19 protein-coding genes are annotated in these 21,325 nt (G+C 71.1%); 12 read left to right on the forward strand and 7 right to left on the reverse strand.

Annotation, left to right across the window (positions count from 1 at the left end; translation table 11 throughout):
* Positions 1 to 75 precede the first annotated feature (75 nt).
* Positions 76 to 1,239, forward strand: a complete 1,164-nt coding sequence (gene rsgA, locus ACIHCQ_RS23235; RefSeq protein WP_399665400.1) for a ribosome small subunit-dependent GTPase A — start codon at positions 76 to 78, stop codon at positions 1,237 to 1,239.
* 73 nt (positions 1,240 to 1,312) lie between these two features.
* On the opposite strand, the gene ACIHCQ_RS23240 is transcribed toward rsgA, so the two are convergent.
* From ACIHCQ_RS23240 to ACIHCQ_RS23250, 3 genes are all read right to left on the reverse strand, one after another.
* Positions 1,313 to 1,678: a PPOX class F420-dependent oxidoreductase gene (locus ACIHCQ_RS23240; RefSeq protein WP_399665402.1), complete on the reverse strand. Its 366-nt coding sequence runs from the start codon at positions 1,676 to 1,678 to the stop codon at positions 1,313 to 1,315.
* A 156-nt stretch (positions 1,679 to 1,834) separates the two neighbouring features.
* A complete protein-coding gene (locus ACIHCQ_RS23245; protein ID WP_399665404.1) occupies positions 1,835 to 2,317 on the reverse strand; it encodes a DUF456 domain-containing protein in 483 nt (160 codons plus the stop codon).
* Positions 2,318 to 2,340: 23 nt separating this feature from the next.
* Positions 2,341 to 3,330, reverse strand: coding sequence for a helix-turn-helix domain-containing protein (locus ACIHCQ_RS23250; RefSeq protein WP_399665406.1), 990 nt, complete (start codon positions 3,328 to 3,330; stop codon positions 2,341 to 2,343).
* Between the two features lie 225 nt (positions 3,331 to 3,555).
* Between ACIHCQ_RS23250 and ACIHCQ_RS23255 the strand changes: the two genes are divergently transcribed.
* Entirely contained in the window at positions 3,556 to 5,019 is a 1,464-nt protein-coding gene (locus ACIHCQ_RS23255; RefSeq protein ID WP_399665408.1) for a protein phosphatase 2C domain-containing protein, read from the forward strand.
* Positions 5,020 to 5,169: 150 nt separating this feature from the next.
* Positions 5,170 to 5,649 carry an ATP-binding protein gene (locus ACIHCQ_RS23260; RefSeq protein WP_399665411.1) on the forward strand — a complete coding sequence of 160 codons (480 nt, stop codon included), beginning with the start codon at positions 5,170 to 5,172 and terminating at the stop codon, positions 5,647 to 5,649.
* A gap of 63 nt (positions 5,650 to 5,712) precedes the next feature.
* On the opposite strand, the gene ACIHCQ_RS23265 is transcribed toward ACIHCQ_RS23260, so the two are convergent.
* Both ACIHCQ_RS23265 and ACIHCQ_RS23270 read right to left on the reverse strand, forming a co-directional pair.
* Entirely contained in the window at positions 5,713 to 6,828 is a 1,116-nt protein-coding gene (locus ACIHCQ_RS23265) for a DUF2637 domain-containing protein (RefSeq protein WP_399665414.1), read from the reverse strand.
* Positions 6,829 to 7,043: 215 nt separating this feature from the next.
* On the reverse strand, positions 7,044 to 7,889 hold the full coding sequence (locus ACIHCQ_RS23270) for a (2Fe-2S)-binding protein (RefSeq protein ID WP_399665416.1): 846 nt from the start codon (positions 7,887 to 7,889) through the stop codon (positions 7,044 to 7,046).
* A 151-nt stretch (positions 7,890 to 8,040) separates the two neighbouring features.
* Here ACIHCQ_RS23270 and ACIHCQ_RS23275 point away from each other — a divergent pair, with 151 nt between their 5' ends.
* The 3 genes from ACIHCQ_RS23275 (at position 8,041) to ACIHCQ_RS23285 (ending at position 9,849) form a co-directional block, all read left to right on the forward strand.
* Complete coding sequence (locus ACIHCQ_RS23275) at positions 8,041 to 8,925, forward strand: GntR family transcriptional regulator (protein ID WP_399665419.1); 885 nt, start codon at positions 8,041 to 8,043, stop codon at positions 8,923 to 8,925.
* A gap of 76 nt (positions 8,926 to 9,001) precedes the next feature.
* The gene (locus ACIHCQ_RS23280; RefSeq protein ID WP_399665422.1) at positions 9,002 to 9,382 is read left to right on the forward strand and encodes a hypothetical protein; all 381 of its coding nucleotides are present in this window, start codon (positions 9,002 to 9,004) and stop codon (positions 9,380 to 9,382) included.
* Between the two features lie 38 nt (positions 9,383 to 9,420).
* Complete coding sequence (locus ACIHCQ_RS23285; protein WP_399665425.1) at positions 9,421 to 9,849, forward strand: pyridoxamine 5'-phosphate oxidase family protein; 429 nt, start codon at positions 9,421 to 9,423, stop codon at positions 9,847 to 9,849.
* Between the two features lie 30 nt (positions 9,850 to 9,879).
* Here the strand turns inward: ACIHCQ_RS23285 and ACIHCQ_RS23290 are convergent, their stop codons facing one another.
* Positions 9,880 to 10,743, reverse strand: a complete 864-nt coding sequence (locus ACIHCQ_RS23290; RefSeq protein WP_399665427.1) for a hypothetical protein — start codon at positions 10,741 to 10,743, stop codon at positions 9,880 to 9,882.
* Positions 10,744 to 10,970: 227 nt separating this feature from the next.
* Complete coding sequence (locus ACIHCQ_RS23295; protein WP_399665718.1) at positions 10,971 to 12,671, reverse strand: PucR family transcriptional regulator; 1,701 nt, start codon at positions 12,669 to 12,671, stop codon at positions 10,971 to 10,973.
* 299 nt (positions 12,672 to 12,970) lie between these two features.
* On the opposite strand from ACIHCQ_RS23295, the gene ACIHCQ_RS23300 reads away from it, so the two are divergent.
* From ACIHCQ_RS23300 to ACIHCQ_RS23325, 6 genes are all read left to right on the forward strand, one after another.
* On the forward strand, positions 12,971 to 13,906 hold the full coding sequence (locus ACIHCQ_RS23300; protein WP_399665430.1) for an FAD binding domain-containing protein: 936 nt from the start codon (positions 12,971 to 12,973) through the stop codon (positions 13,904 to 13,906).
* Positions 13,897 to 14,445 (forward strand): (2Fe-2S)-binding protein, encoded by a 549-nt coding sequence (locus tag ACIHCQ_RS23305; RefSeq protein WP_399665433.1) that lies wholly within the window; start codon positions 13,897 to 13,899, stop codon positions 14,443 to 14,445. Before ACIHCQ_RS23300 ends, ACIHCQ_RS23305 begins: the two co-directional genes overlap by 10 nt.
* A 2-nt stretch (positions 14,446 to 14,447) precedes the next feature.
* A complete protein-coding gene (locus tag ACIHCQ_RS23310; RefSeq protein ID WP_399665436.1) occupies positions 14,448 to 16,871 on the forward strand; it encodes a xanthine dehydrogenase family protein molybdopterin-binding subunit in 2,424 nt (807 codons plus the stop codon).
* A gap of 121 nt (positions 16,872 to 16,992) precedes the next feature.
* Positions 16,993 to 18,474, forward strand: a complete 1,482-nt coding sequence (locus ACIHCQ_RS23315) for an NCS2 family permease (protein ID WP_399665438.1) — start codon at positions 16,993 to 16,995, stop codon at positions 18,472 to 18,474.
* Between the two features lie 53 nt (positions 18,475 to 18,527).
* A complete protein-coding gene (locus ACIHCQ_RS23320) occupies positions 18,528 to 19,679 on the forward strand; it encodes an XdhC family protein (protein WP_399665441.1) in 1,152 nt (383 codons plus the stop codon).
* A gap of 232 nt (positions 19,680 to 19,911) precedes the next feature.
* The gene (locus ACIHCQ_RS23325) at positions 19,912 to 21,105 is read left to right on the forward strand and encodes an RNA-guided endonuclease InsQ/TnpB family protein (protein WP_399665444.1); all 1,194 of its coding nucleotides are present in this window, start codon (positions 19,912 to 19,914) and stop codon (positions 21,103 to 21,105) included.
* Positions 21,106 to 21,325: the final 220 nt, after the last annotated feature.

Genomic DNA, 21,325 nt, shown 5'->3' on the forward strand with positions numbered 1-21,325 from the left:
TGGTCTCCGGCTGACCTCTTTCTTCTCCCACGCCTTTGCGCGTGTGCCGGGGCCACCCTTGTGAAGGGTCACCCCTTGTCTTTCTCTTCTCTCCTGGGTCCGTCATCGTCGGACTCGCACCCTCTCGCTTCCTATGGCTGGGATGCGGACTGGGCGGCTGAGTTCGTCCCGTACGCCGAGCAGGGCCTTGTGCCCGGTCGTGTCGTGCGCGTCGACCGCGGCCAGTGCGACGTCGTCACCCCGGATGGCGTCATCCGTGCGGACACCGAGTTCGTCGTTCCTCGCGACCCGATGAAGGTCGTGTGCACGGGGGACTGGGTCGCCGTCGACCCTGAAGGCAGCGATCCGCGATATGTGCGGACACTGCTGCCTCGCCGCACCGCCTTCGTGCGGTCGACCTCGTCCAAGCGTTCCGAGGGCCAGGTGCTGGCCACTAACATCGATCACATCGTCATCTGTGTGCCCCTCGCGGTCGAACTCGACCTCGGGCGGATCGAGCGGTTCCTCGCGCTTGCGATGTCCAGCTCCAGCGGTGAAGCACTGCTGCGTAAGTCGGCACTCTCCTGGGAGAGCGGCGCGCAGCCGCTCGTCGTGCTCACCAAGGCGGACCTCGTCCCCGATGTCACTGGGCTGTCCTACCTCGTCCAGGACGTGGAGACGACCGCGCCCGGAGTGCAGGTGCTGCCCGTCAGTTCGACCGGCGGTGACGGTGTCGACGTGCTCGCCGCCATCGTCTCCGGCGGTACGAGCGTGCTGCTCGGCGTGTCCGGTGCGGGCAAGTCGACCCTCGCCAACGCCCTGCTCGGCCACGATGTGATGGAGGTGCAGGCCACCCGTGACGCCGACGGCAAGGGGCGGCACACCACCACGACCCGTAACCTCCTCGCGCTGCCCGGCGGGGGCGTACTGATCGACACTCCCGGGCTGCGCGGCGTCGGGCTCTGGGACGCGGAGGCCGGGGTGGGCCAGGTCTTCTCGGAGATCGAGGCACTGGCGAAGGAGTGCCGCTTCCACGACTGCGCGCACGACGCGGAGCCGGGCTGCGCGGTGCTCGGCGCGATCGAAGACGGTTCGCTGCCGGAGCGGCGGCTGGAGAGCTACCGCAAACTGCTGCGGGAGAACCAGCGCATCGTCGCCAAGACGGATGCCAGGATGCGGGCCGAGATCCGGCGCGACTGGAAGCAGAAGGGCGCGGAGGGCCGAGCCGCGCTGCAGGCGAAGCGCGGCAAGGTGCGCTGACGGGCACCGTATGCGGGGGCGGATCCGGTGACCTTGCGGGGCACCGGGTCCGCCCCCGCGCACGCCGGCGCGCCTACTCCAGGCCCCAGCTGTGGATCTTCCGCGGATGGATCCGGATCACCTCTTCGCTGAAGTGCGGGCCCAGATCGTGCGGTCCTGTCAGAAGTTCCGCCTCCCCCCTGATGTCCACCCCGCGCACCTGCCACGGCTGGACGCTGACGATGTCGTCGACGACCAGCGCCACCTTCGGGTTCGCCCGCAGATTGCGCCACTTCTTCGTCGTGCCGAGGGCGTAGCCGCCGACCAGGATCGTCCCGTCGTCCTGCGGGAAGAAACCGACCGGGTTCGCCTGCGGCTGGCCCGCCGGGTCGACGGTCGCCAGCCGCCCCAGGCGCTGGGACTTGAGGTACGCGCGCTCGGCCGCGCTGAATTCGGTCATGGACGCAGCCTCACACGCGTACGTCGTCTCCCACATCGGCTATGAGACCCGGGCGAGTCCTAGGCGGGGGTCCTAGGACCTCAGGCCGGGAGACCCCGCGATGCCGTGGCGTACGACGCAGGGCGCACCCGCCTCGCTGATGAGTGGTGCGCGGAGTCAGCCCCAGGTCAACGCGCCCAGCCACGCCCCCAGGACCAGCAGACACGCGAACATCTCGACCAGCACACTCGTCCCCACCGACCGCATCACCGCTCTCGTCGACGCCGCCGCCGGGCCGTGCCCACCCAGGCGGCGCCGCTCGGTGCCGTAGATCCCCCCGAGGAATCCGACTACCGCGCCGACCACCGGCACCACGAAGAAGCCGACCAGCGCCCCCGCGCCCGCGCACAGGGCCATGCGGCGCGTGACCCCCACCCCGCGGATCCGGCGCGGCGGCAGCAGCCACACCAGCACCTGATCGACCAGGAACACCACCGTCGAGGCCACCAGCAGCACCCACGCCAGACCCGTCCGCACATGCAGCGACCACCAGAGCATCGCCGCCCACACCAGCCACCGCCCCGGCACGCCGGGGACGAGCACCCCGAACAGACCCAGCAGCATCACCAGGCCCACCAGCAGGAGCTGCCACGTGCTCATCTGCCCAGGGTGCAGGACCCGGATCAGGTCCGCAGGTCGCGCGCCACCCAGCCCTTCGCGTGCGCCTGCCACCCGAGCTGCAGCCGGGTCGTCACCCCGGTCAGCTCCATCAGCCCCTTCACCCGGCGCTGTACGGTCCGCAGCCCCAGCTCCAGCTGTTTGGCCACGCTCGCGTCCGTCATCCCGGCGAGCAGCAGCGAAAGGATCTCCAGATCCGTGGCGTCGGGCCCGGGGGCCGTACCCTCCAGCACCGAGTTTCCCGCACTGTCCCCACCGAGCCGCAGTGGCAGCGCCTCCCGCCACACCGCCTCGAACAGGCCCATCAACGAGTCCAGCAGCCCGCTCGCATGGACGATGAGCACCGCGGGCTCGCCTCCGCGCCCGCGCTCCGTCAGCCGCGCCATGGGCACCATCGCCAGCGCGCGGTCCGCGACGATCAGCCTGGTCGGCACCCGGTCCACCACCCGCATCTGCTCGTCCCGGCCGAGCGCGGCGGTCAGCTCGGTGATCCCGGCGGGCGCCGAGAGTACCTCCCGCTCAAGGACCACGCGGTACGTCACCCCTCGGGCCGCCGCCGCCTCCTCGGCCGGATCGCCCGTGACCAGGGCGCAGAGTTCCGTGGTCGCCCCCAGCCGCAACTGCGCGCAGCGGCGCGCGACGGCCTGCGCGCCCGTCACCACCTCGACCAGATCGTGCACGGCGGGCTCGTTGGCTTCGGCGCGGTACTCCTTGGCGAGCAGCTCCGCCGCCAGTTCCGCCTGCTCCAGGTCGCGGCGCTGCCGGGTCAGCAGCGCGCCCAGCGCGATCCCGGGCGGGGCCGCCACCCAGCGACCGGCGCCGGCCGACGACCGCGCGGCGAGTCCCTGCTGCTCCAGCCGCCGCAGCGCGCATTCCGTATCGGTCTCCGGCAGGGCGAGCCGGTGTGCGAGATCGGCGACCTCCGCCGCGCCGAGTGCGACGAGCGCGCGGTACGCCGACTCCTGCCTCTCGTCGAGACCTATCGATCCCAGCACCTGATCCCATCCCTCTCCGGTCCATCTCCGGACGGTCCGCACATCATCCCTGTACGGCGCGTCCCGCTGCCAACGGGTCACTCTTAAGGCCGAAATGACGGACACCGGCGGCGGCTCCGTCACCCGGCTCGATGCCAACTCCCATGCGGACCGCGGACCACCTGACGGATATTTCTTTTGGGGACGCCCCGTTTTCGTACGGCCGGTGAGGTGGACAATAAGGGCATGAGCCAGCAGGGGGAGAGGCCCGCCACCGAGGACGAATGGTGGAACCGGCTGTACGACGACACCGCGGTATCCGCAGCGGACACGAGTTCCACGGCGGGTGCGGGCGACACACTGGACGACCGTTTCGACTCCGCGGCGGATGCGGTAGCCGCGGAGGGCGGCGGCGAGCTGCCGGGGCAGCGCGTCGCGCAAGCCCCGGAGGGCCGGGCCGACGTGGCCGGCCGTCCGGGTGACCTCGGTCAGGGGCGTCCCCGTGCCTGGTGGGAGACGCACCCGGCGATCGTGCCCGCGCTGCGGGGACGGCACCGGGCGGCGTGGGAACCGCCGCCCGCCGCCCCCGAACAGCCGGACCAGGCCGTCACCGCGGCCCCGGACGCCGTACCGCAGGGCGCCGCTCCGGAGGCCGCACACCCGGTCCGGCCGACCGCCGCCCGGCCCGCCCTCGGTTACGTCGGAGACCGGCCGCCCACCTACGAAGCCGAGCCCATCACCCTCCCACCGGCCCACCCGCAGGAGTTGGACGACCTCGTCGCCGACACCGTGCTCGACGGCGCCCGCTACGGCACGTACACCCTGCGCGCCGCCTCCACCCGCGGCGACTCCGCGCGCTACCGCGGCGAGCCGCGCCGCGACTTCCTGCTCACCGCCCGCTTCGGCAGCGGCGAGACCGGACTCGTCCTGGTCGCCGTGGCCAGCGGCGCCCGCGCGGCGGAAGGTGCCCAGCAGGCCGCCGCCGAGGCCTGTCGCTGGATCGGCGGGGCCGTGGGCCGCAGCCACGCCCGGCTCGCCGAGGACATAAGAGCCGGCCGCCGCGGCGACCTCAAGTCCGGGCTGCACCGGCTCGCCGACCGCAGCTTCGGCAAGCTGCGCGCCCGCGCCGCCGAACTCGGCCTGGAGCCGGGGGAGTACACCGTGAGCCTGCGGTGTCTGCTGCTCTCCGCCGACCCCAAGTGCCGTACGCGCGTGTTCTTCGGCGTCGGCGGCGGCGGGCTCTTCCGGCTCCGTGACGGCGCCTGGCAGGACATCGACCCGCGTGTCCCCGCGCCCGAGGCGGTCACTGGCGCCCCGGTCGTCGGCTTCGGGTCAGCGCCACCCGAAGCCCCCGGCGAAACCCCGGGCGAAACCGCAGAGCAGACCCCAGAGCAGACCCCCGAGGGCGACCGGCTCACCATGGACCTGGCGATCACGACGCCCCCGTCCCCGTACATCGAGGCACCGCCCCCGCCGCCCCCCGAACCGTTCCGCTTCCGCGCCTCCGTGGCCCGCCCGGGCGACACGCTGCTGCTGTGCAGCAGGGGCCTGGCCGATCCGCTGCGCGGCGAGCCCTCGCTCGCCAAGGAGCTTGCCGAGCGCTGGGCGGGCGACGAGCCCCCGGGCCTGGCCGCGTTTCTCGCCGACACCCAGCTGAGGGTGAAGGGTTACGCCGACGACCGGACGGCCGTCGCGGTATGGGAGTCGTAACGGCGCCTGAATTCTCAACTCCCCCTGGTGGTTGATGGCTTGACATGAGTGGTGGTCCCCCTGCGCGGGCATGCATCCGGTGAGCGAGCGCGAGAGCGCGAAGACGGGGTCGTTTACGGGAGAGGTTGTTCAGACGTGCGGGTGGGGATGATGACTGGGCGTCAGGGGGAAGCCGGGGCTGCTGCTACCGGCGGACGTGCTCGCGAACCGCGGGCGGAGGGGGAGGCGCGAAACCAGCTGCGGCGCAGATTGGGGCGCGCGGAGCTCACGGCCGTTCCGGAGGTTCGGCACGCACTACGGGATCTGCTGCGGCAGTGGGGGAAACGCGATACGGCCGAGGTCGCGGAGCTGCTCGCGAGCGAGCTGGTGACCAACGCGCTCGTGCACACCGATGAGGGAGCGGTCGTCACGGCCACCGTCGACGCCGACACGCTCCGCGTGGAAGTGCGGGACTTCGTCGCAGGGCTGCCCGTGGAAGAGGCGGTGACCGCCAGCCACGTGGCGACGGCCGACCACCGTACGCACGGCAGGGGGCTCCTCCTGGTGCAGAGCCTCGCGGACGCATGGGGCGTATGTACGCACGGCATGGGCAAGGTGGTCTGGTTCGAGCTGTACGAAAGGCCGGTCTGACAGTCCTGACATGACTGACAGACCTGGCCGATCCTGGCCGGCCCTCCTGTGCCGTGCCGCCGCTCACCCGAATTGCTGCTCCAGGTCCTTGAGTTTCCGCTCCAGGGAGTCGAGGCGCGGCAGCGCCTGGGTGTCGTCCTCGGCAGTGAGATCCACGGTGCGCGGTTCAGCGCCCTTGGCCGCCGTCAAGGCCTGCAGGGAGGGCCGGGAGGACAGTGGCAATTGCCCTGGCTCCGCTCTGGCCTCTCGTCTGTGCTCTGCTCCGGGCCCCGCTATGGCAGGCTCCGCGGCTGACCCCGCGGAGCCCACGGCCTGCGCGCCGCTCGCCGCGGAGCCGGCGGAGTTGAGTGCCGGAAGCTCCGCCCTGCGCTGACCGTGGCCGCGTCCCCAGGCCCGGTGCTGCCGGTTGAGCGCCCTCAGCTGCGCCCGCTCCATTTTCTCCCGGTCCCGCCTGCGGTGACGGTTCTGCTGCTTCTCGCGCCGGTCCTCGCGGACCTCCTCGACCGCCTCGTCCAGCGAACGTACGCCCTCCAGCAGCATCAGCGACCAGGCGCCGAAGGTCTCCCGGGGCGCCCTCAGCCACCGTACGATCCGGATCTGCGGCAGCGGCCGGGGCACCAGGCCCTGCTCGCGCAGCGCGGCCCTGCGGGTCTGCTTCAGCGCACGGTCGAACAGGACCGCCGCCGAGAGCGACATGCCCGCGAAGAACTGCGGGGCGCCCTCGTGTTCCAGCCCGCGTGGCGCGTGGACCCAGTTGAACCAGGCCGCCGCGCCCGCGAAGGTCCACACCAGGAGCCGGGAGCCGAGAGCCGCGTCACCGTGGCTGGCCTCGCGGACCGCGAGCACCGAGCAGAACATGGCCGCGCCGTCGAGACCGAAGGGGACCAGGTACTCCCAGCCCCCGGAGAGATTGAGATTGAGCCGGCCGAAGCCGACCAGGCCATGGAAGGAGAGCGCCGCGGCAACGGCCGCGCAGCAGAAGAGGAGTACATACGAAGCCGTGCCGTAGACCGCCTCCTTGCGCCTGCGGCGCTCCTCGGTGCGTTCCCAGGAATCCTCGGCCGCGGCCTTGCCGTCGGCGCGCTTGCCGCGCGCGAGTACCGCCACCGCCACCAGGACCCCCACGAGCATCACGCCGCCAGGAAGCAGCCAGTCCAGCGATATGTCGGTCAGTCTCATGTGCGGTGTCCCTTGCATCGCGTAGGGCGTTCGGTCCGCCATAGTGGCCGAAGTGACCAGACGTGCAGGGGGTTTCGTGGCAAGAAGACGACAATGAGACTGCACGGCATACGGATAGGTGCGATCTGCTCGAACGTTGTGATGAGTGGACAGGGCTGAGTTCGATTTATGCCACCCGGTCGGGTGGCATGAAATCCGCCCTGGGCGCCGAAGGCTCAGACGTCCGACAGGAGCCTGTCCACGCGGTCGGCGTCGCACGTACGCGGACAGGTGACGCAGGTGTCCTGGGGCCGCAGCGTGTAGAAGAGGCAGCAGCTCGCCCGGTCGCGGGTGGGCAGCGACTCGCCCTTGGGTCCGCTGAGCTCGCGGAAGCCCGCGGTGCCGACGTACGGCTTGGTGGTGCCCGGCAGCAGCCGCTCCAGCTCGGCCATGGCCCGCGGCTCCTCGCCGAGCATCCGCGCGATGTACCAGAGGCCCTCGACGATCTCGTCGGTCGCCATGCCCCACAGCGCGCGCTTGCCGCGCCGCATCCGCGGGCCGAAGCTGTCCAGGACGGGCCCGAGGTGCTCGGCGACGGCGGCGCGCACCTCGCCGCGCAGCGCCTCCTCGTCCGCCACGACCCGGGCGCCGGGCAGCCGCGCGGCCGGGTCGTCCGGCAGGCAGGCGAAATCAGTCACCCGTACGGCCAGCTCTCCCCGGGCGCGCCGGAAGGCGACGCCCTCGATGGGCACCCGGGGCACTCGGCGGTGCAGAAACCACGGAACGGTGATCAGCAGACAGGCCGGCCAGGCGTAGCGGTGCAGACCGAAGCTGGCGATGACATCGGGGCGGGCCTGCTGGCCGTAGTCCCGCAGGACCTGGGCGTTGTCCCAGGCCAGAAACGTGTCGAGAGCGGGCCCACCGGCCGCGAGATCTCCCGCGCGCACCCAGCCGCCGTTCGCCGGGGTCTGCTCATCGGCCGCGAGCTCTCGTACGCGCAGCCCGGGGAAGGCCTCGGTCAGGCGCGCGTACGCGTCCTCGACGGGTGAGGTCGGGGCGGGCAAGAGGGCGGAAGCAGTCATGCCGGGGACCACCGAATCGCGATCGTTTGCAGGTTAGCCTTACCTTACCCGACGTGATCGATGTTTCAACTGCGATCCTGTCGCCTATCGTGCACGGGGGCCCGCGCAGTCGGGCCCGGCCCGGCGCGGGCCGAGGCGGAGGAGGACCCGAGTGGAGCAGGCCGGAGCGTGTGATGGCGTGACGCCGCGTCCGCACGTGTTCGTGAACGGCTCCGAGCAGCCGAGGGTGCCGGAACAGGTCCGGGGGCCGGAACAGGTCAGGGTGCCCGAGCGGGCGGAGAAACGGGCGGAGGAAGCTGCGGAAGCTGCGGAAGCTGCGCAGGCAGGGCGGCCAGGGAGGGCCCTCTCGCCCGAACAGGCGCGCGGCGAGCACACCCACAGCGAGCTCCCGGCCCTCGATCCCGCCCCGCGCACGGTGCGGCGTCACTCGGTCCGCGGCCAGATCCTCGACGCCCTGCGGGCCGCGCTCGTCGACGGCGAACTGATACCGGGCGAGGTCTACTCCGCCCCCGTGCTCGGCGAACGCTTCGGCGTGTCGGCGACCCCCGTACGGGAGGCGATGCAGCAACTGGCGGTCGAGGGCGCGGTCGAGGTCGTCCCCAACCGAGGCTTCCGCGTCGCCCGCCGTACCCCCCGCGAACGGGCCGAACTGGCGGAGATCCGCTCGCTGATCGAGGTTCCGGTCATGCTGCGCCTGGCCCGTACGGTTCCCGCTGTGCGCTGGGCCGCGCTGCGCCCCCTGGCCGAGGCGACGGTCGCCGCTGCGGGGATCGGCGACCGCGCGAACTACGCGGAAGCGGACCGCGCCTTCCACCGCGCGGTGCTCGCGCTCGCCGGCAACCAGCAGCTGGTGATGGTGGCGGACGACCTGCACCGCCGTTCCCAGTGGCCCCTGACGAGCGCGCCGGTCACCCGGCGGGCGGACCTGCTGGCGGACGCGGCGGAGCACATGGCGCTGCTGGAGGCGTTGATCGCACGGGACCTCGCGGTGGTGCAGTCGCTCGTGCGGGAACACTTCACGGGCGCGGAGGGCTGACGCCGGGGCTCGGGGCTCGGGGCTCTGGGATAATTGTTGGCCAGAGCTACGTGTACCGATCGGCTGGGGGCCATTCATGACTGGGGACTTGCCGGAATCGTCCATACCGGATGAGGCGTGGAGGGAATTCCAGCAGGAGAGCGAAGGACCCGCACGTCTGGCCGCGCCGAAGGAGCCGTCCGCGCGGGCGCGGATGGTGACGGAGCGGCTGCGGCGCGAGGACGAGGCGGCGGCACGGGGTCAGGGCAGGCTGCGGCGCGTCCGCCGCCTCCGGCGCGGGAAGCGGCGGAGCGCGGCCGTACGGGCGGAGCCGGAGGGGTGGCGGGCGTGGCCCTCCGGACAGCGGCGGCAGGAGCGGAGGCGTCGGCTGCGCGGACTTTTCTGGGTGCTCGTGGTTATCGTGGTCGTACTGCTGATCATGAACCCGGAGAAGATGCTGTCCTGGCTGAGCGGTTGACCGGCTGACATGCGAACGTACGCACGAAGGAGTCGTCCATGGCTTTGACCCGTGAAGAGCGTGAGCGTTTTCTGGCCGAGCCGCATATCGCGGCGCTGGCGGTGGACGCGGGGGAGGAGGGGCGGGCGCCCCTCACCGTGCCGATCTGGTATCAGTACGAGCCGGGCGGCGACATCTGGATCATGACGGGGCCCGACTCGCGCAAGGGGCAGCTGATCGCCAGGGCGGGCCGGTTCTGCCTGATGGTGGACCGTCTCACGCCCACCATCAGGTATGTCTCCGTCGAAGGGCCCGTCATCGACACGGTCCCGGCCACCCGCGAGCAGCTGGTGGAGCTCTCGGCGCGCTACCTCCCCGCGGAGAAGGTCGAGGGCTACGTCGACTTCGCCTGGAAGGACCACGGCGAGCAGGTGGTCATCCGTATGCGTCCCCAGCGCTGGATCAGTTCGGACCTCGGCGAGATCTGAACGGCGGGAGTGGCCCGGCCCGCCGCCCGGTCAGGCCGCGGGTTCCGACCGCGCGGTGGGTTCCTGGAGCGGGACGGGAGGTTCCGCTGCGGCGAGTTGCGCCGCCAGCCCGATCGGTACGCCGCCCAGCAGACGGAACAGCCGCCCGGCCTCCGCCCGCAGCCTGCTTGCCTCCGGCTCGGTCTCGCAGTCGGCGAGCGCGGCCAGCACCGGGGCGGTGCCGATCAGGTAGCCCAGGTCCTCGCGGATCCGCAGCGATTCGCCGAAGCCGTGCCGGGCCTCGGCCAACTCGCCGTCCCGCAGGGCGAGTCCGGCCTGATGGTGCCAGGTGAAGGAGAGCAGTAACGAGTCACCCTGCGCGGCGGCCCCGGCGTGCGCCCGCCGGTACGCGGCGCGGGCGGCCTGCGGCGAGTCGGCGATGTGCTCGGCGACGAGTCCGCGCCGGAAGTCGAGCAGCGGGCGGCGCGGCGAGGTGGGGGCGAGCAGCGCGGCGGCCCTGCCGAGCGCGGAGCGGGCCTCGTCGGCACGGTCGCGTACGCCGAGCCGGGTCGCCGCGTACGCGAGCCGCCCGCGCTCGGACGCCGCGCCACCACGCTCGTCGTTGTCCCGGGCCACGGCCTCCGCTGTACGGAGGGCGTCCTCGGCCGCTGCCCAGCCGTCGCCGGTGAACAGACAGCACTCCACGAGCAGTCCGGCGCGCTCGAGGGCGGCGGCGGGAGCTGCGGCGTGAGGGGCGAGCAGCGCCGCCGCGTCGGCCCAGCAGCCGCGGGAGCGCAACCGCCATACCGCGGTCTGGAGCGGATCATCACCCGCAGTGGTTCCGGAACCAGACATGGCGGTATGCGCCACGTTGCCCTCCCCGAGCACGCCATTGAGCTGTTGGGACAGTCGCATCTCAGCATGGATGGGCATGCCTGGCCAAGGGGTTAGGTGAATGAATTCACAATCACGGGGATAAGTGGATCGATCTTGCGGTGACGAGCGGGGGCGCGCACGGGCTGTGATGCGGGGCCTGACGCCCCCGAGCCCCGTGCCGCAGCTTCGCGCCGCGGTAGGCGGGCCCGATACCCTCGGATGCTGCGGCGGCTCCGCAGAGCAGACGGGATCCCCGCCCCTGCGCGTCAGCTCATGCGTAGCGCCAGGAAAAAGTCCAGTTTGTCCTCCAGGCGCGACAGGTCGCGGGACGTCAGTTGCTCGATTCTGCCCACCCTGTACCGCAGCGTGTTCACATGCAGATGCAGCCGCGTCGCGCACCGCGTCCACGACCCGTCGCAGTCCAGGAACGCCTCCAGCGTCGGGACCAGCTCCGCCCGGTGGCGCCGGTCATAGTCACGCAACGGGTCCAGCAGCCGTGCCGTGAACGCCCGCCGTACATCGTCCGGCACGAACGGCAGCAGCAGGACGTGCGAAGCCAGCTCGTGGTGGCCCGCCGCGCAGACCCGGCCCGGGCGGGCCGCTGCCACCCGGCGGGCGTGTCTCGCCTCCTCCAGCGCGCCGCGCAGACCCTCCGCCGAGCTCACCGCCGCGCTGACGCCCAGCGTCAGCCGGCCGTCGTCCGCGAGACCGGCTGCCAGCGGGGCGCGTACGGAGGCCAGCAGCGCGTCCGCGTGCAGCCCGGCCGTTATGGCCCCCTCCTGGGGGGCGTCCGGGTCGACGGCGACCGCCGGCGCCGCGGGCAGCGGGACCAGCGCGATCGCCTCGCCGCCGATGTGGGCGACCGCGATCCGGTCGGCCGAGTCCGACCCGGCCGCCTCCGGATCGACCAGGATCTCCTCCAGCAGCGACTGGGCGACCGGCCCCGCCTCGATCGCCGTACCCGCGTTGCTGCTGTCCTGGGTCCACTCGACCTGGCCCACCACCACCTGCCAGTGCGGCGCCGCCCCCAGCCCCGGCAGCAGTACCGGCGCCGCCACCCGCAGTCTCGCCGCGATCTCCGCCGGCGCCGCGCCCGTCTGGACCAGTTCCAGGACCTCCTGGGCGAGCCGTCGGCGTACCGTACGGGCCGCCTCGCGGCGGTCCCGTTCGACGGCGATCAGCTGGGTGACCCCCTGGAGCAGATCGAGCCGCGCGGCGGGCCAGTCGCCCGCGTCCGCCTCGACCGCCAGCAGCCAGTCCGACAGGACCGTCTCGCGTACGTCCTTCACAGCCGGCCCGCCGCTGTTGCGGATCGGGAAGAGCGAGTACGTCACCCCGCCCACCGTCGCCCGGTGCGGCCCCCGGCGGCCGGTGCGAACCGCAGCCAGGTGCTCACCGGCGAGAGCGGTGCTCACCTCCCCGGTCAGCGGCTCGCCCGCGCCCGCGATCCGGCGGCCCGTGGGGGAGAGCACCCAGGCCCGGAGGTCGAGGTCGGAGCCGAGGAGGTCCAGTACGACCTCCGGCCCGCCGCCCGCCGGACCGGAGGTCATCAGCCTCCGGTGCCTGTCCACGACGGCCGCGAGGTCCCCGGCCCGCTCCCCGGAGACCTGGCGTACGACGTACTCCGTGATCGTTGCGAACGCAACGGACTCGTTCACCGCGAACAGCGGCAGCCGATGGCGCGAACACGCCTCGACGAGATCGTCGGGGATGTCCCCGAGCTCGGCCTCGCCGGCCGCGAGACCGGCGACCTGGGCGCTTGCCAGGAGGCGAACGAAGGTCTCGGAATCCTCGGCCGTACGGCGCCAGGCGAGCCCGCTCAGGACCAGCTCGCCGCCCGAGAGATACCGGCTGGGGTCCCGCAGGTCGGTGGTCATCACGCCCCGCACGCCACGGTCGAGCTCGTCCTCGCCGCCGAGCAGCCGCATTCCCAGCGCGTCGTTCTCCAGCAGTGCGCGCAGCCGCATTTCGTTGCCGATCTGTCTCGTTGTCGCCAGTTGCCTCACCTCACTGTTTCCGGGGGAAAACAGTGAGGTGTCCGGGCCTCGCCTTTCGTTCGAATCTACAAGACGAGACCGACGGCCAGCCAACTCCTTCATGGTTTCGGTGACTGCACCGGGCGGAGTACGGCTTGTGTACTGAGGCCACAGCGCGTGAACAGCACAGGAAGAGCTGCATAGCCATCGAGGGCCGACCGTCCCGGGCCCGTTGCGATGACCGGCGACTCACGACCGACGATCGACCCCGATGAAGAAGAGAGCCAGTCATGGACTTCCTTCGCCCCGCCACCTGGGAAGAGGCGCTCGCCGCGAAGGCCGAGCACCCCACCGCCGTACCCATCGCGGGTGGCACCGACGTGATGGTGGAGATCAACTTCGACCACCGCCGGCCGCAGTATCTCCTGGACCTGAATCGCATCGGAGAGCTGAGCGACTGGGAGGTCAGCGAGGCCGACGAGGTCGGCGAGGGAGCATCCGTCCGGCTGGGTGCCTCCGTTCCGTACACCCGGATCATGGACCATCTGCGCGCCGAACTGCCCGGTCTCGCCCTGGCCTCGCACACCGTCGCGTCCCCGCAGATCCGTAACCGCGGCAGCGTCGGCGGCAACCTCGGCACCGCGTCGCCCGCCGGTGACGCCCATCCGGCGCTGCTCGCCGCGGGCGCCGAGGTCGAGGTCGAGTCGGTACGGGGCAGCCGCCTCATCCCGATCGACGAGTTCTTCACCGGGGTCAAGCGCAACGCCCTCGCGGCGGACGAGCTGATCCGCGCCGTCCACATCGAGAAGGCCGACGGGCCGCAGCAGTTCTCCAAAGTCGGCACCCGCAACGCCATGGTGATCGCGGTCTGCGCCTTCGGCCTGGCCCTGCACCCCAGGACCCGCACGGTGCGCACCGGCATCGGCTCCGCCGCCCCGACCCCGGTCCGGGCGAAGGCGGCCGAGGTGTTCCTGAACGCCGCGCTCGAAGAAGGCGGCTTCTGGGACAGCGGGAAGATCATCACCCCGTCGATCGCCAAGCGGTTCGCCGAACTCGCCTCCGGCGACTGCAGCCCGATCGACGACGTACGCGGCACCGCGAGCTACCGCCGGCACGCGGTCGGCGTCATGGCCCGCAGGACCCTCGGCTGGGCCTGGGAGGCGTACCGGGGCAATGCCGATGGCCCATGTACTCACGGCTCAAAGGGAGGCGCACAGTGCGCGTGAACTTCACCGTCAACGGTCGTCAGCAGGAAGCTGACGACGTATGGGAGGGCGAGAGCCTTCTCTACGTACTGCGTGAGCGCTTGGGCCTGCCGGGCTCGAAGAACGCGTGCGAGCAGGGCGAATGCGGCTCCTGTACGGTCCGTCTCGACGGCGTCCCGGTCTGTTCCTGCCTCGTTGCGGCAGGTCAGGTCGAGGGGCGCGAGGTCGTCACCGTGGAGGGCCTGGCGGACTTCGCGAGACAGCGCGCCGAGCGCTGCGGCGGAGCCATCCATGAGACATACGAGCCTGATTCGCGGACCGGCGAGGGCCCGGAACTCTCCCCGATCCAGCGCGCCTTCATCGACGCCGGCGCCGTGCAGTGCGGCTTCTGCACCCCCGGCCTCCTGGTCGCCGCCGACGAGCTCCTTGAGCGCAACGCCGAGCCGTCCGACGCGGACATCCGCGAGGCGCTCTCCGGCAACCTCTGCCGCTGCACCGGTTACGAGACGATCCTCGACGCGGTCCGCCTTGCGGCCACCCGTCAGGGAGAGGCGGTCTGACCATGCCCAAGCAGACGACGAAGCAGACGACGAAGCAGACGACGAAGCAGGCGACGGAGGCCCAGCAGACCAGAGAGTCCAGGGGCGGCATCGGCGAGTCCACGCTCCGCCCCGACGGCACCCTCAAAGTCACCGGAGAGTTCGCGTACTCCTCGGACATGTGGCACGAGGACATGATCTGGGGCCACACCCTGCGCTCCACCCTCGCGCACGCCGAGATCAGATCGATCGACATCGCCGAGGCGCTCGCCACGCCCGGCGTCTACGCCGTACTGACCTACGACGACCTCCCAACCGAGGTGAAGAACTACGGCCTGGAGATCCAGGACACCCCCGTGCTCGCCCACGGCAAGGTCCGCCACCACGGCGAGCCGGTGGCCCTGGTCGCCGCCGACCACCCGGAGACCGCGCGCCGCGCCGCCGCCAAGATCCACATCGAGTACGCCGAACTGCCCGTCATCACCGACGAGGCCTCGGCGACCGCGCCCGACGCGATCCTCATCCACGAGGGCCGCGCCGACCACCACTTCCCCCATGTCACCCACCCGAATATCCTGCACCGCCAGCCCATCGTCCGCGGCGACGCCGACAGGGCCGCCGCGCGCGCCGATGTGATCGTCCGCGGCGAGTACACCTTCGGCATGCAGGACCAGGCCTTCCTCGGCCCGGAGTCCGGCCTCGCGGTCCCCGCCGAGGACGGCGGCGTCGAGCTGTACGTCGCCACCCAGTGGCTGCACTCCGACCTCCGCCAGATCGCCCCCGTACTCGGCCTGCCCGAGGAGAAGGTCCGCATGACGCTCTCCGGCGTCGGCGGCGCCTTCGGCGGACGCGAGGACCTGTCGATGCAGATTCACGCCTGCCTGCTCGCACTCCGCACCGGCAAACCGGTCAAAATGGTCTACAACCGCTTCGAGTCCTTCTTCGGCCACGTCCACCGCCACCCGGCGAAGCTCTCCTACGAACACGGCGCGACCAAGGACGGCAAGCTCACGCACATGAGGTGCCGGATCGTCCTGGACGGCGGCGCGTACGCGTCGGCCTCCCCGGCGGTCGTCGGCAACGCCTCCTCCCTCTCCGTCGGCCCGTACGTCGTGGACGACGTCGACATCGAGGCGCTCGCGCTCTACACCAACAACCCGCCCTGCGGCGCTATGCGCGGCTTCGGCGCGGTCCAGGCGTGCTTCGCGTACGAGGCCCAGATGGACAAGGTCGCGGCGGAGCTCGGCATGGACCCGGTCGAGTTCCGCCGGCTCAACGCCATGGAGCAGGGCACGATCATGCCGACCGGCCAGCGCGTCGACTCCCCGGCCCCCGTCGCCGAGCTGCTGCGCCGCGTCAAGGCCAGGCCCATGCCGCCCGAGCGGCAGTGGCTCACGGCCGGAGCGGCCGGAGCGGAGGCGGATGTGCGCGCCCTGCCCGGCGGTCTGTCCAACACCACGCACGGCGAAGGCGTCGTACGAGGCGTGGGCTACGCGGTCGGCATAAAGAACGTCGGCTTCTCCGAGGGCTTCGACGACTACTCCACCGCGCGGGTGCGCATGGAGGTCGTGGGCGGCGAGCCGGTGGCCACCGTGCACACCGCGATGGCGGAGGTCGGCCAGGGCGGTGTCACCGTCCACGCGCAGATCGCCCGCACCGAGCTGGGCGTCGCGCAGGTGACCATCCACCCGGCGGACACCCAGGTCGGCTCGGCGGGCTCCACCTCCGCCTCCCGTCAGACGTACGTCACGGGCGGCGCGGTCAAGCACACCTGCGAGCAGGTCCGCGAGAAGGTACTGGAGCTCGGCCGCCGCAAGTTCGGCTCGTACCACCCCGCGTGGGCGACCGCCGAGCTGCTGCTCGAAGGCGGCAAGGTCGTCACCTCCGGCGGCGAGGTTCTCGCCGGTCTCGCGGACGTACTCGAAGACGAGTCCGTGGACCTGGAGCTCGAATGGCGGCACCGCCCCACCGAGGCCTTCGACCGGCGTACGGGACAGGGCAACGGGCACGTCCAGTACTCCTTCGCCGCGCACCGCGCGGTGGTCGAGGTGGACACCGAGCTCGGCCTGGTCAAAGTCATCGAACTGGCCTGCGCCCAGGACGTCGGCAAGGCGCTCAACCCGCTGTCCGTCATCGGCCAGATCCAGGGTGGTACCACCCAGGGCCTGGGCGTCGCGGTCATGGAGGAGATCGTTGTCGACCCGAAGACCGCGAAGGTGCTCAACCCCTCCTTCACCGACTATCTGATCCCCACCATCCTCGACACGCCCTCCATCCCCGTCGAGATCCTCGAACTGGCCGATGACCACGCGCCGTACGGACTGCGCGGCGTCGGCGAGGCACCGACCCTGTCGGCGACCCCGGCCGTCCTCGCGGCGATCCGGGACGCGACGGGTCTTGAGCTCAACAGGACGCCGGTGCGGCCCGAGCACCTCACCGGTACTTGATTCACCGAAGAACCACGTTCGTCTCGGGCCGTCCCCCGGGTCGTGCAGCCGACGCACCATCCCAAATCCCGCAGTTTCAGTTCTTGCGCGGGTGCCCCTGTGAACCTTGGGAGTAGGCATCATGACCCAGCAGTCCCTGGAGCCCAGGACCACGGCGGAGGACGCCGGCGCCGGTCCGCGCCGGTCCGCCGGACGGTCCTGGCTCGACCGGTACTTCCAGATCAGCCGGCGAGGGTCGACCCTCGGCCGGGAGGTGCGTGGCGGCATCACCACCTTCATGGCGATGGCATACATCATCCTGCTCAACCCGGTGATCCTGTCGGTGCCCGACGCGACCGGCCACCGCCTCGACGGTGACCAGCTGACCACCGCGACCGTCTTCGCCGCCGCCGCGACCACCATCGTGATGGGCTTCATCGGCAATGTGCCGCTGGCCCTCGCCGCGGGACTCAGCGTCTCCGCCGTCCTGGCCTTCCAGGTCGCCCCCGAGATGACCTGGGGCAACGCGATGGCCATGTGCGTCATCTACGGACTGGTGATCGTCCTGCTCGTCGTCACCGGCCTGCGCGAACTGATCATGAACGCCATTCCGTTGGCGCTCAAGCACGCCATCACCATGGGGATCGGCCTGTTCGTCTGCCTGATAGGCCTGGTCCAGGCGGGCTTCGTCACCTCCATGCCCGGAGAGGGCGGCATCGCCGGAGCCAAGCCCGTCCAGCTCGGCACCGCCGACATGCTCACCGGCTGGCCGGTGCTCTGCTTCGCCTTCACCGTCTTGCTGATCTTCGCGCTCCAGGTCCGCAAGGTCCCCGGCGCGATCCTCATCGGCATCGTCGGCGGCACCGCATTCGCGGCCGTGGTCCATCAGCTCGCGGGTCTCGACAAGAAGGCCTGGGGCGGACTGAACGCCCCCGAGCTCACCGGCTCCATCGTCAGCACACCCGACTTCGGCCTCTTCGGTGACGTGTCGTTCAGCGGGATCGGCGGCGTGGGCTCCATCACCGTCGGCGTGATCGTCTTCACCCTCGTGCTGGCCGGATTCTTCGACGCGATGGGGACCATCATCGGCATCGGCCAGCAGGCGGGGCTCGCCGACGACAAGGGGAAGATGCCCGGCCTCAACAAGGCCCTGGCCATCGACGGCGCGGGCGGCGCGATCGGCGGGCTGGCCGGCGCGTCCGGCCAGACGGTGTTCGTCGAGTCCACGGCGGGCGTCGGAGACGGCGCGCGTACGGGCTTCGCGAGTGTGATCACGGGCCTCGCCTTCACGCTCTGCCTCTTCTTCACCCCGCTCGCCCAGCTCATCCCGACCCAGGTGGCCGCCGCCGCGCTCGTCGTCATCGGGTCGATGATGATGACAAATGCCAAGCACATCGACTGGAACGATCAGGCGACCGCCATCCCGGTATTTCTGACCACCGTGCTGATGCCCTTCACCTACTCCATCACCGCGGGCATCGCGGCGGGCGTCCTCGCCCACGTCCTGATCAAGGCCGTGCAGGGGAGGGCGCGCGACATCGGCTGGCTGATGTGGGTGCTGGCCGCGGTCTTCCTGGCCTACTTCACGCTCCACCCGATCGAAGGCTGGCTGGGAGTCAAATAGTCCTAGTCCTTACAACCGCCACCCACACCCGTGAGCCCCTTGAGGAGACCAACATGCTGGACATCGCCGAAGAGCTGAACCGGTGGGTCGAGCAGGGCCGCGCATTCGCCGTCGCCACGGTCGTGGCCGTCGGCGGCAGCGCGCCCCGGCAGCCGGGCGCCGCCCTCGCCGTGGACAGCGAGGGCTCGGCGATCGGGTCGGTCTCCGGAGGGTGTGTGGAGGGCGCGGTCTACGACCTGTGCCAGCAGTCCCTCACGGACGGGCGGACCGTGCTTGAACGCTTCGGCTACAGCGATGAGGACGCCTTCGCCGTGGGGCTGACCTGCGGCGGAGTCATCGACATCCTCGTCACGCCGGTACGCGCGGACACGCCCGCAAGGCAGGTGTTCGCGGCAGCGCTGAGTGCCGCCGCGAACGGGGAGACGGCGGCGCTCGCGCGCGTCACGGACGGACCGTCCGACGTGCGGGGCCGCGCGATCCTCGTCCGTACGGACGGCTCGTACGAAGGGACTCTGGGCAGCCACCCGGAGCTGGACCGGACGGCGGCGGGCGAGGCCCGCGCCCTGCTGGACGCGGGCCGCACCGGCACGGCCGTCATCGGCGAGGCCGGCAGCCGCTGCGGAGAGCAGCTGACACTGCTGGTCGAATCGAGCGCCCCGGCCCCCCGCATGATCGTCTTCGGCGCGATCGACTTCGCCGCGGCGCTGGTGCGGGTGGGCCGGTTCCTCGGCTACCGCGTCACGGTCTGTGACGCCCGTCCGGTCTTCGCCACGAAGGCCCGCTTCCCGGACGCCGACGAGATCGTCGTCGACTGGCCGCACCGCTATCTGGAGTCGACGGAGGTGGACAGCCGTACGGTGTTGTGCGTCCTCACCCACGACGCCAAGTTCGACGTCCCGCTGCTGGCACTGGCCCTGCGGCTGCCCGTCGCCTACGTCGGCGCGATGGGCTCCCGCCGTACGCACGAGGACCGCAATGCGCGGCTGCGCGAGGTCGGCGTCACGGAGCTGGAGCTGGCGAGGCTGCGCTCCCCGATCGGCCTGGACCTCGGCGCCCGTACGCCGGAGGAGACGGCGCTGTCGATCGGCGCGGAGATCGTGGCGAACCGGCGCGGCGGCAGCGGGGTCTCCCTCGCGGGCGCGCATACGCCGATCCACCACGACGGCCCGCAGGAGCCGACGGGGCGGATCGGCTCCGTGGCCTGAGCGGCGGCCCCCGCACACATCCACCCCCGCCGCACACCAAGGCGTGCAACAGCCAAGTCCGCCCACACTGCGTTCATGTTCTCCTCGCACCGTGCCAAGTGTCGGTCGGTGAACGCATGGTGACGATACTTGGTCACAGACGCCAAGTGCGCGGGCGGGAGAAAAGGACAATGTCTGCCAGTTCTGATCTTTCGGTACTTGGCCACAAACCGGCCGTACTACGGTGATCGGTATGCAGCTGCGGTACTCCTTCCGTATCGAGCCGGGCCCCGCTCAGTGCATCGCGCTGAACCGGGCGTTCGGTTGTGCGCGGGTGGTGTTCAACGACTGTCTTCGGGCGCGGCGGGACGCGCGCGCTGCGGGGCGGCCGTATCCGACGTCGGCGGAGCTGTCGAAGCGGTTCATCACCGAGGCGAAGAAGACCCCGGAGCGTTCCTGGCTTGCGGGGGTGTCATCCGTGGTGCTGCAGCAGGCGCTGCGGGACCTGGAGGCGGCGTACTCCCACTTCTTCGCGAGCCTCAAGGGAACCCGCAAGGGCCCGAGGGTCGGTGAGCCGCGCATGAAGTCCAAGCGGGACGCTCGGCAGGCCGTGCGGTTCACCGCCAATGCCCGCTGGTCGATCACGCCTGGCGGGAAGCTGAACCTCCCGAAGATCGGCGCGGTCAAGGTGCGCTGGTCGCGCACGCTGCCGTCCGTGCCGACCACGGTGACTGTGATCAAGGACGCGTCCGGCCGGTACTGGGCCTCGTTTGTGGTGGAGATCGACCCGGCGAACGAGATCCTGTCCCCGCTCGACACCGATCAGGGCATCGACCTGGGCCTTACACATTTCGCCGTCATGGCCGACGGCTCCCGGGTGAAGTCGCCCAGGTTTCTGCGCAGGGCGGAGAAGAAACTGTGCCGTGAGCAGCGCCGCCTGTCCCGCAAGGCCAAGGGCTCGAAGAACCGCGACAAGCAGCGGGTCAAGGTCGCCCGCGCGCACGCTAAGGTGGCCGACGCGCGCAGGGACTTTCACCACAAGCTCTCCACCAAGCTGATCCGCGAGAACCAAGCCGTCAGCGTGGAGACCTTGAGTGTGAAGGGTCTTGCCCGCACCCGGCTGGCCAAGTCCGTCCACGACGCCGGATGGTCGACGTTCGTGACCATGCTGGAGTACAAGGCCACCCGGTACGGCCGCACCCTGACCAAGGTGGGCCGGACCTTCCCCTCCTCCCAGGTGTGTTCCGCCTGCGGGCATCGCGACGGACCCAAGCCCCTGCACATCCGCACCTGGATCTGTCCCGCCTGCGGGACCCGCCACGACCGCGACCACAACGCGGGCAAGAACATCAAGCACGAAGGACGGCGCATCCGCGCCGCACAGACACCCACAGCCGTACCACTCACCCCCGGACCGGGGGCCCTTGCCGGGCAACCAGCAAGGTAAACGCCTGCGGAGCGCACATAAGACCAGGGCCCGCCCCGGCAACGCGCACAACCCCCACCAGCGTGGGGAAGAACCAGGAACCCGACTCAAGGCGAACCGTGACAATGGACGCCAGGGAGAGAATCCCCGCACTTATGTGGGGGAGGAGGTCAAGCCGAGGTCAACTACGCCCGCCCGTGGATCAAGATCCCGGGTGAGTCGGACGGCCTCTGCCTGCGCG

Source organism: Streptomyces sp. NPDC052236 (assembly GCF_044548015.1).
Taxonomy (GTDB): domain Bacteria; phylum Actinomycetota; class Actinomycetes; order Streptomycetales; family Streptomycetaceae; genus Streptomyces.

Bases quoted from the DNA above. Each gene is read 5' to 3' on its own strand.
- ACIHCQ_RS23300 (WP_399665430.1), top strand. From the start codon at position 12,971: ATGGACTTCCTTCGCCCCGCCACCTGGGAAGAGGCGCTCGCCGCGAAG.
- ACIHCQ_RS23280 (WP_399665422.1), top strand. From the start codon at position 9,002: ATGACTGGGGACTTGCCGGAATCGTCCATACCGGATGAGGCGTGGAGG.
- ACIHCQ_RS23285 (WP_399665425.1), top strand. From the start codon at position 9,421: ATGGCTTTGACCCGTGAAGAGCGTGAGCGTTTTCTGGCCGAGCCGCAT.
- ACIHCQ_RS23325 (WP_399665444.1), top strand. From the start codon at position 19,912: ATGCAGCTGCGGTACTCCTTCCGTATCGAGCCGGGCCCCGCTCAGTGC.
- ACIHCQ_RS23265 (WP_399665414.1), bottom strand. From the start codon at position 6,828: ATGAGACTGACCGACATATCGCTGGACTGGCTGCTTCCTGGCGGCGTG.
- ACIHCQ_RS23245 (WP_399665404.1), bottom strand. From the start codon at position 2,317: ATGAGCACGTGGCAGCTCCTGCTGGTGGGCCTGGTGATGCTGCTGGGT.
- ACIHCQ_RS23240 (WP_399665402.1), bottom strand. From the start codon at position 1,678: ATGACCGAATTCAGCGCGGCCGAGCGCGCGTACCTCAAGTCCCAGCGC.
- ACIHCQ_RS23295 (WP_399665718.1), bottom strand. From the start codon at position 12,671: ATGCGGCTGCGCGCACTGCTGGAGAACGACGCGCTGGGAATGCGGCTG.
- ACIHCQ_RS23320 (WP_399665441.1), top strand. From the start codon at position 18,528: ATGCTGGACATCGCCGAAGAGCTGAACCGGTGGGTCGAGCAGGGCCGC.
- ACIHCQ_RS23260 (WP_399665411.1), top strand. From the start codon at position 5,170: ATGACTGGGCGTCAGGGGGAAGCCGGGGCTGCTGCTACCGGCGGACGT.
- ACIHCQ_RS23255 (WP_399665408.1), top strand. From the start codon at position 3,556: ATGAGCCAGCAGGGGGAGAGGCCCGCCACCGAGGACGAATGGTGGAAC.
- ACIHCQ_RS23290 (WP_399665427.1), bottom strand. From the start codon at position 10,743: ATGCGACTGTCCCAACAGCTCAATGGCGTGCTCGGGGAGGGCAACGTG.
- ACIHCQ_RS23315 (WP_399665438.1), top strand. From the start codon at position 16,993: ATGACCCAGCAGTCCCTGGAGCCCAGGACCACGGCGGAGGACGCCGGC.
- ACIHCQ_RS23270 (WP_399665416.1), bottom strand. From the start codon at position 7,889: ATGACTGCTTCCGCCCTCTTGCCCGCCCCGACCTCACCCGTCGAGGAC.
- ACIHCQ_RS23310 (WP_399665436.1), top strand. From the start codon at position 14,448: ATGCCCAAGCAGACGACGAAGCAGACGACGAAGCAGACGACGAAGCAG.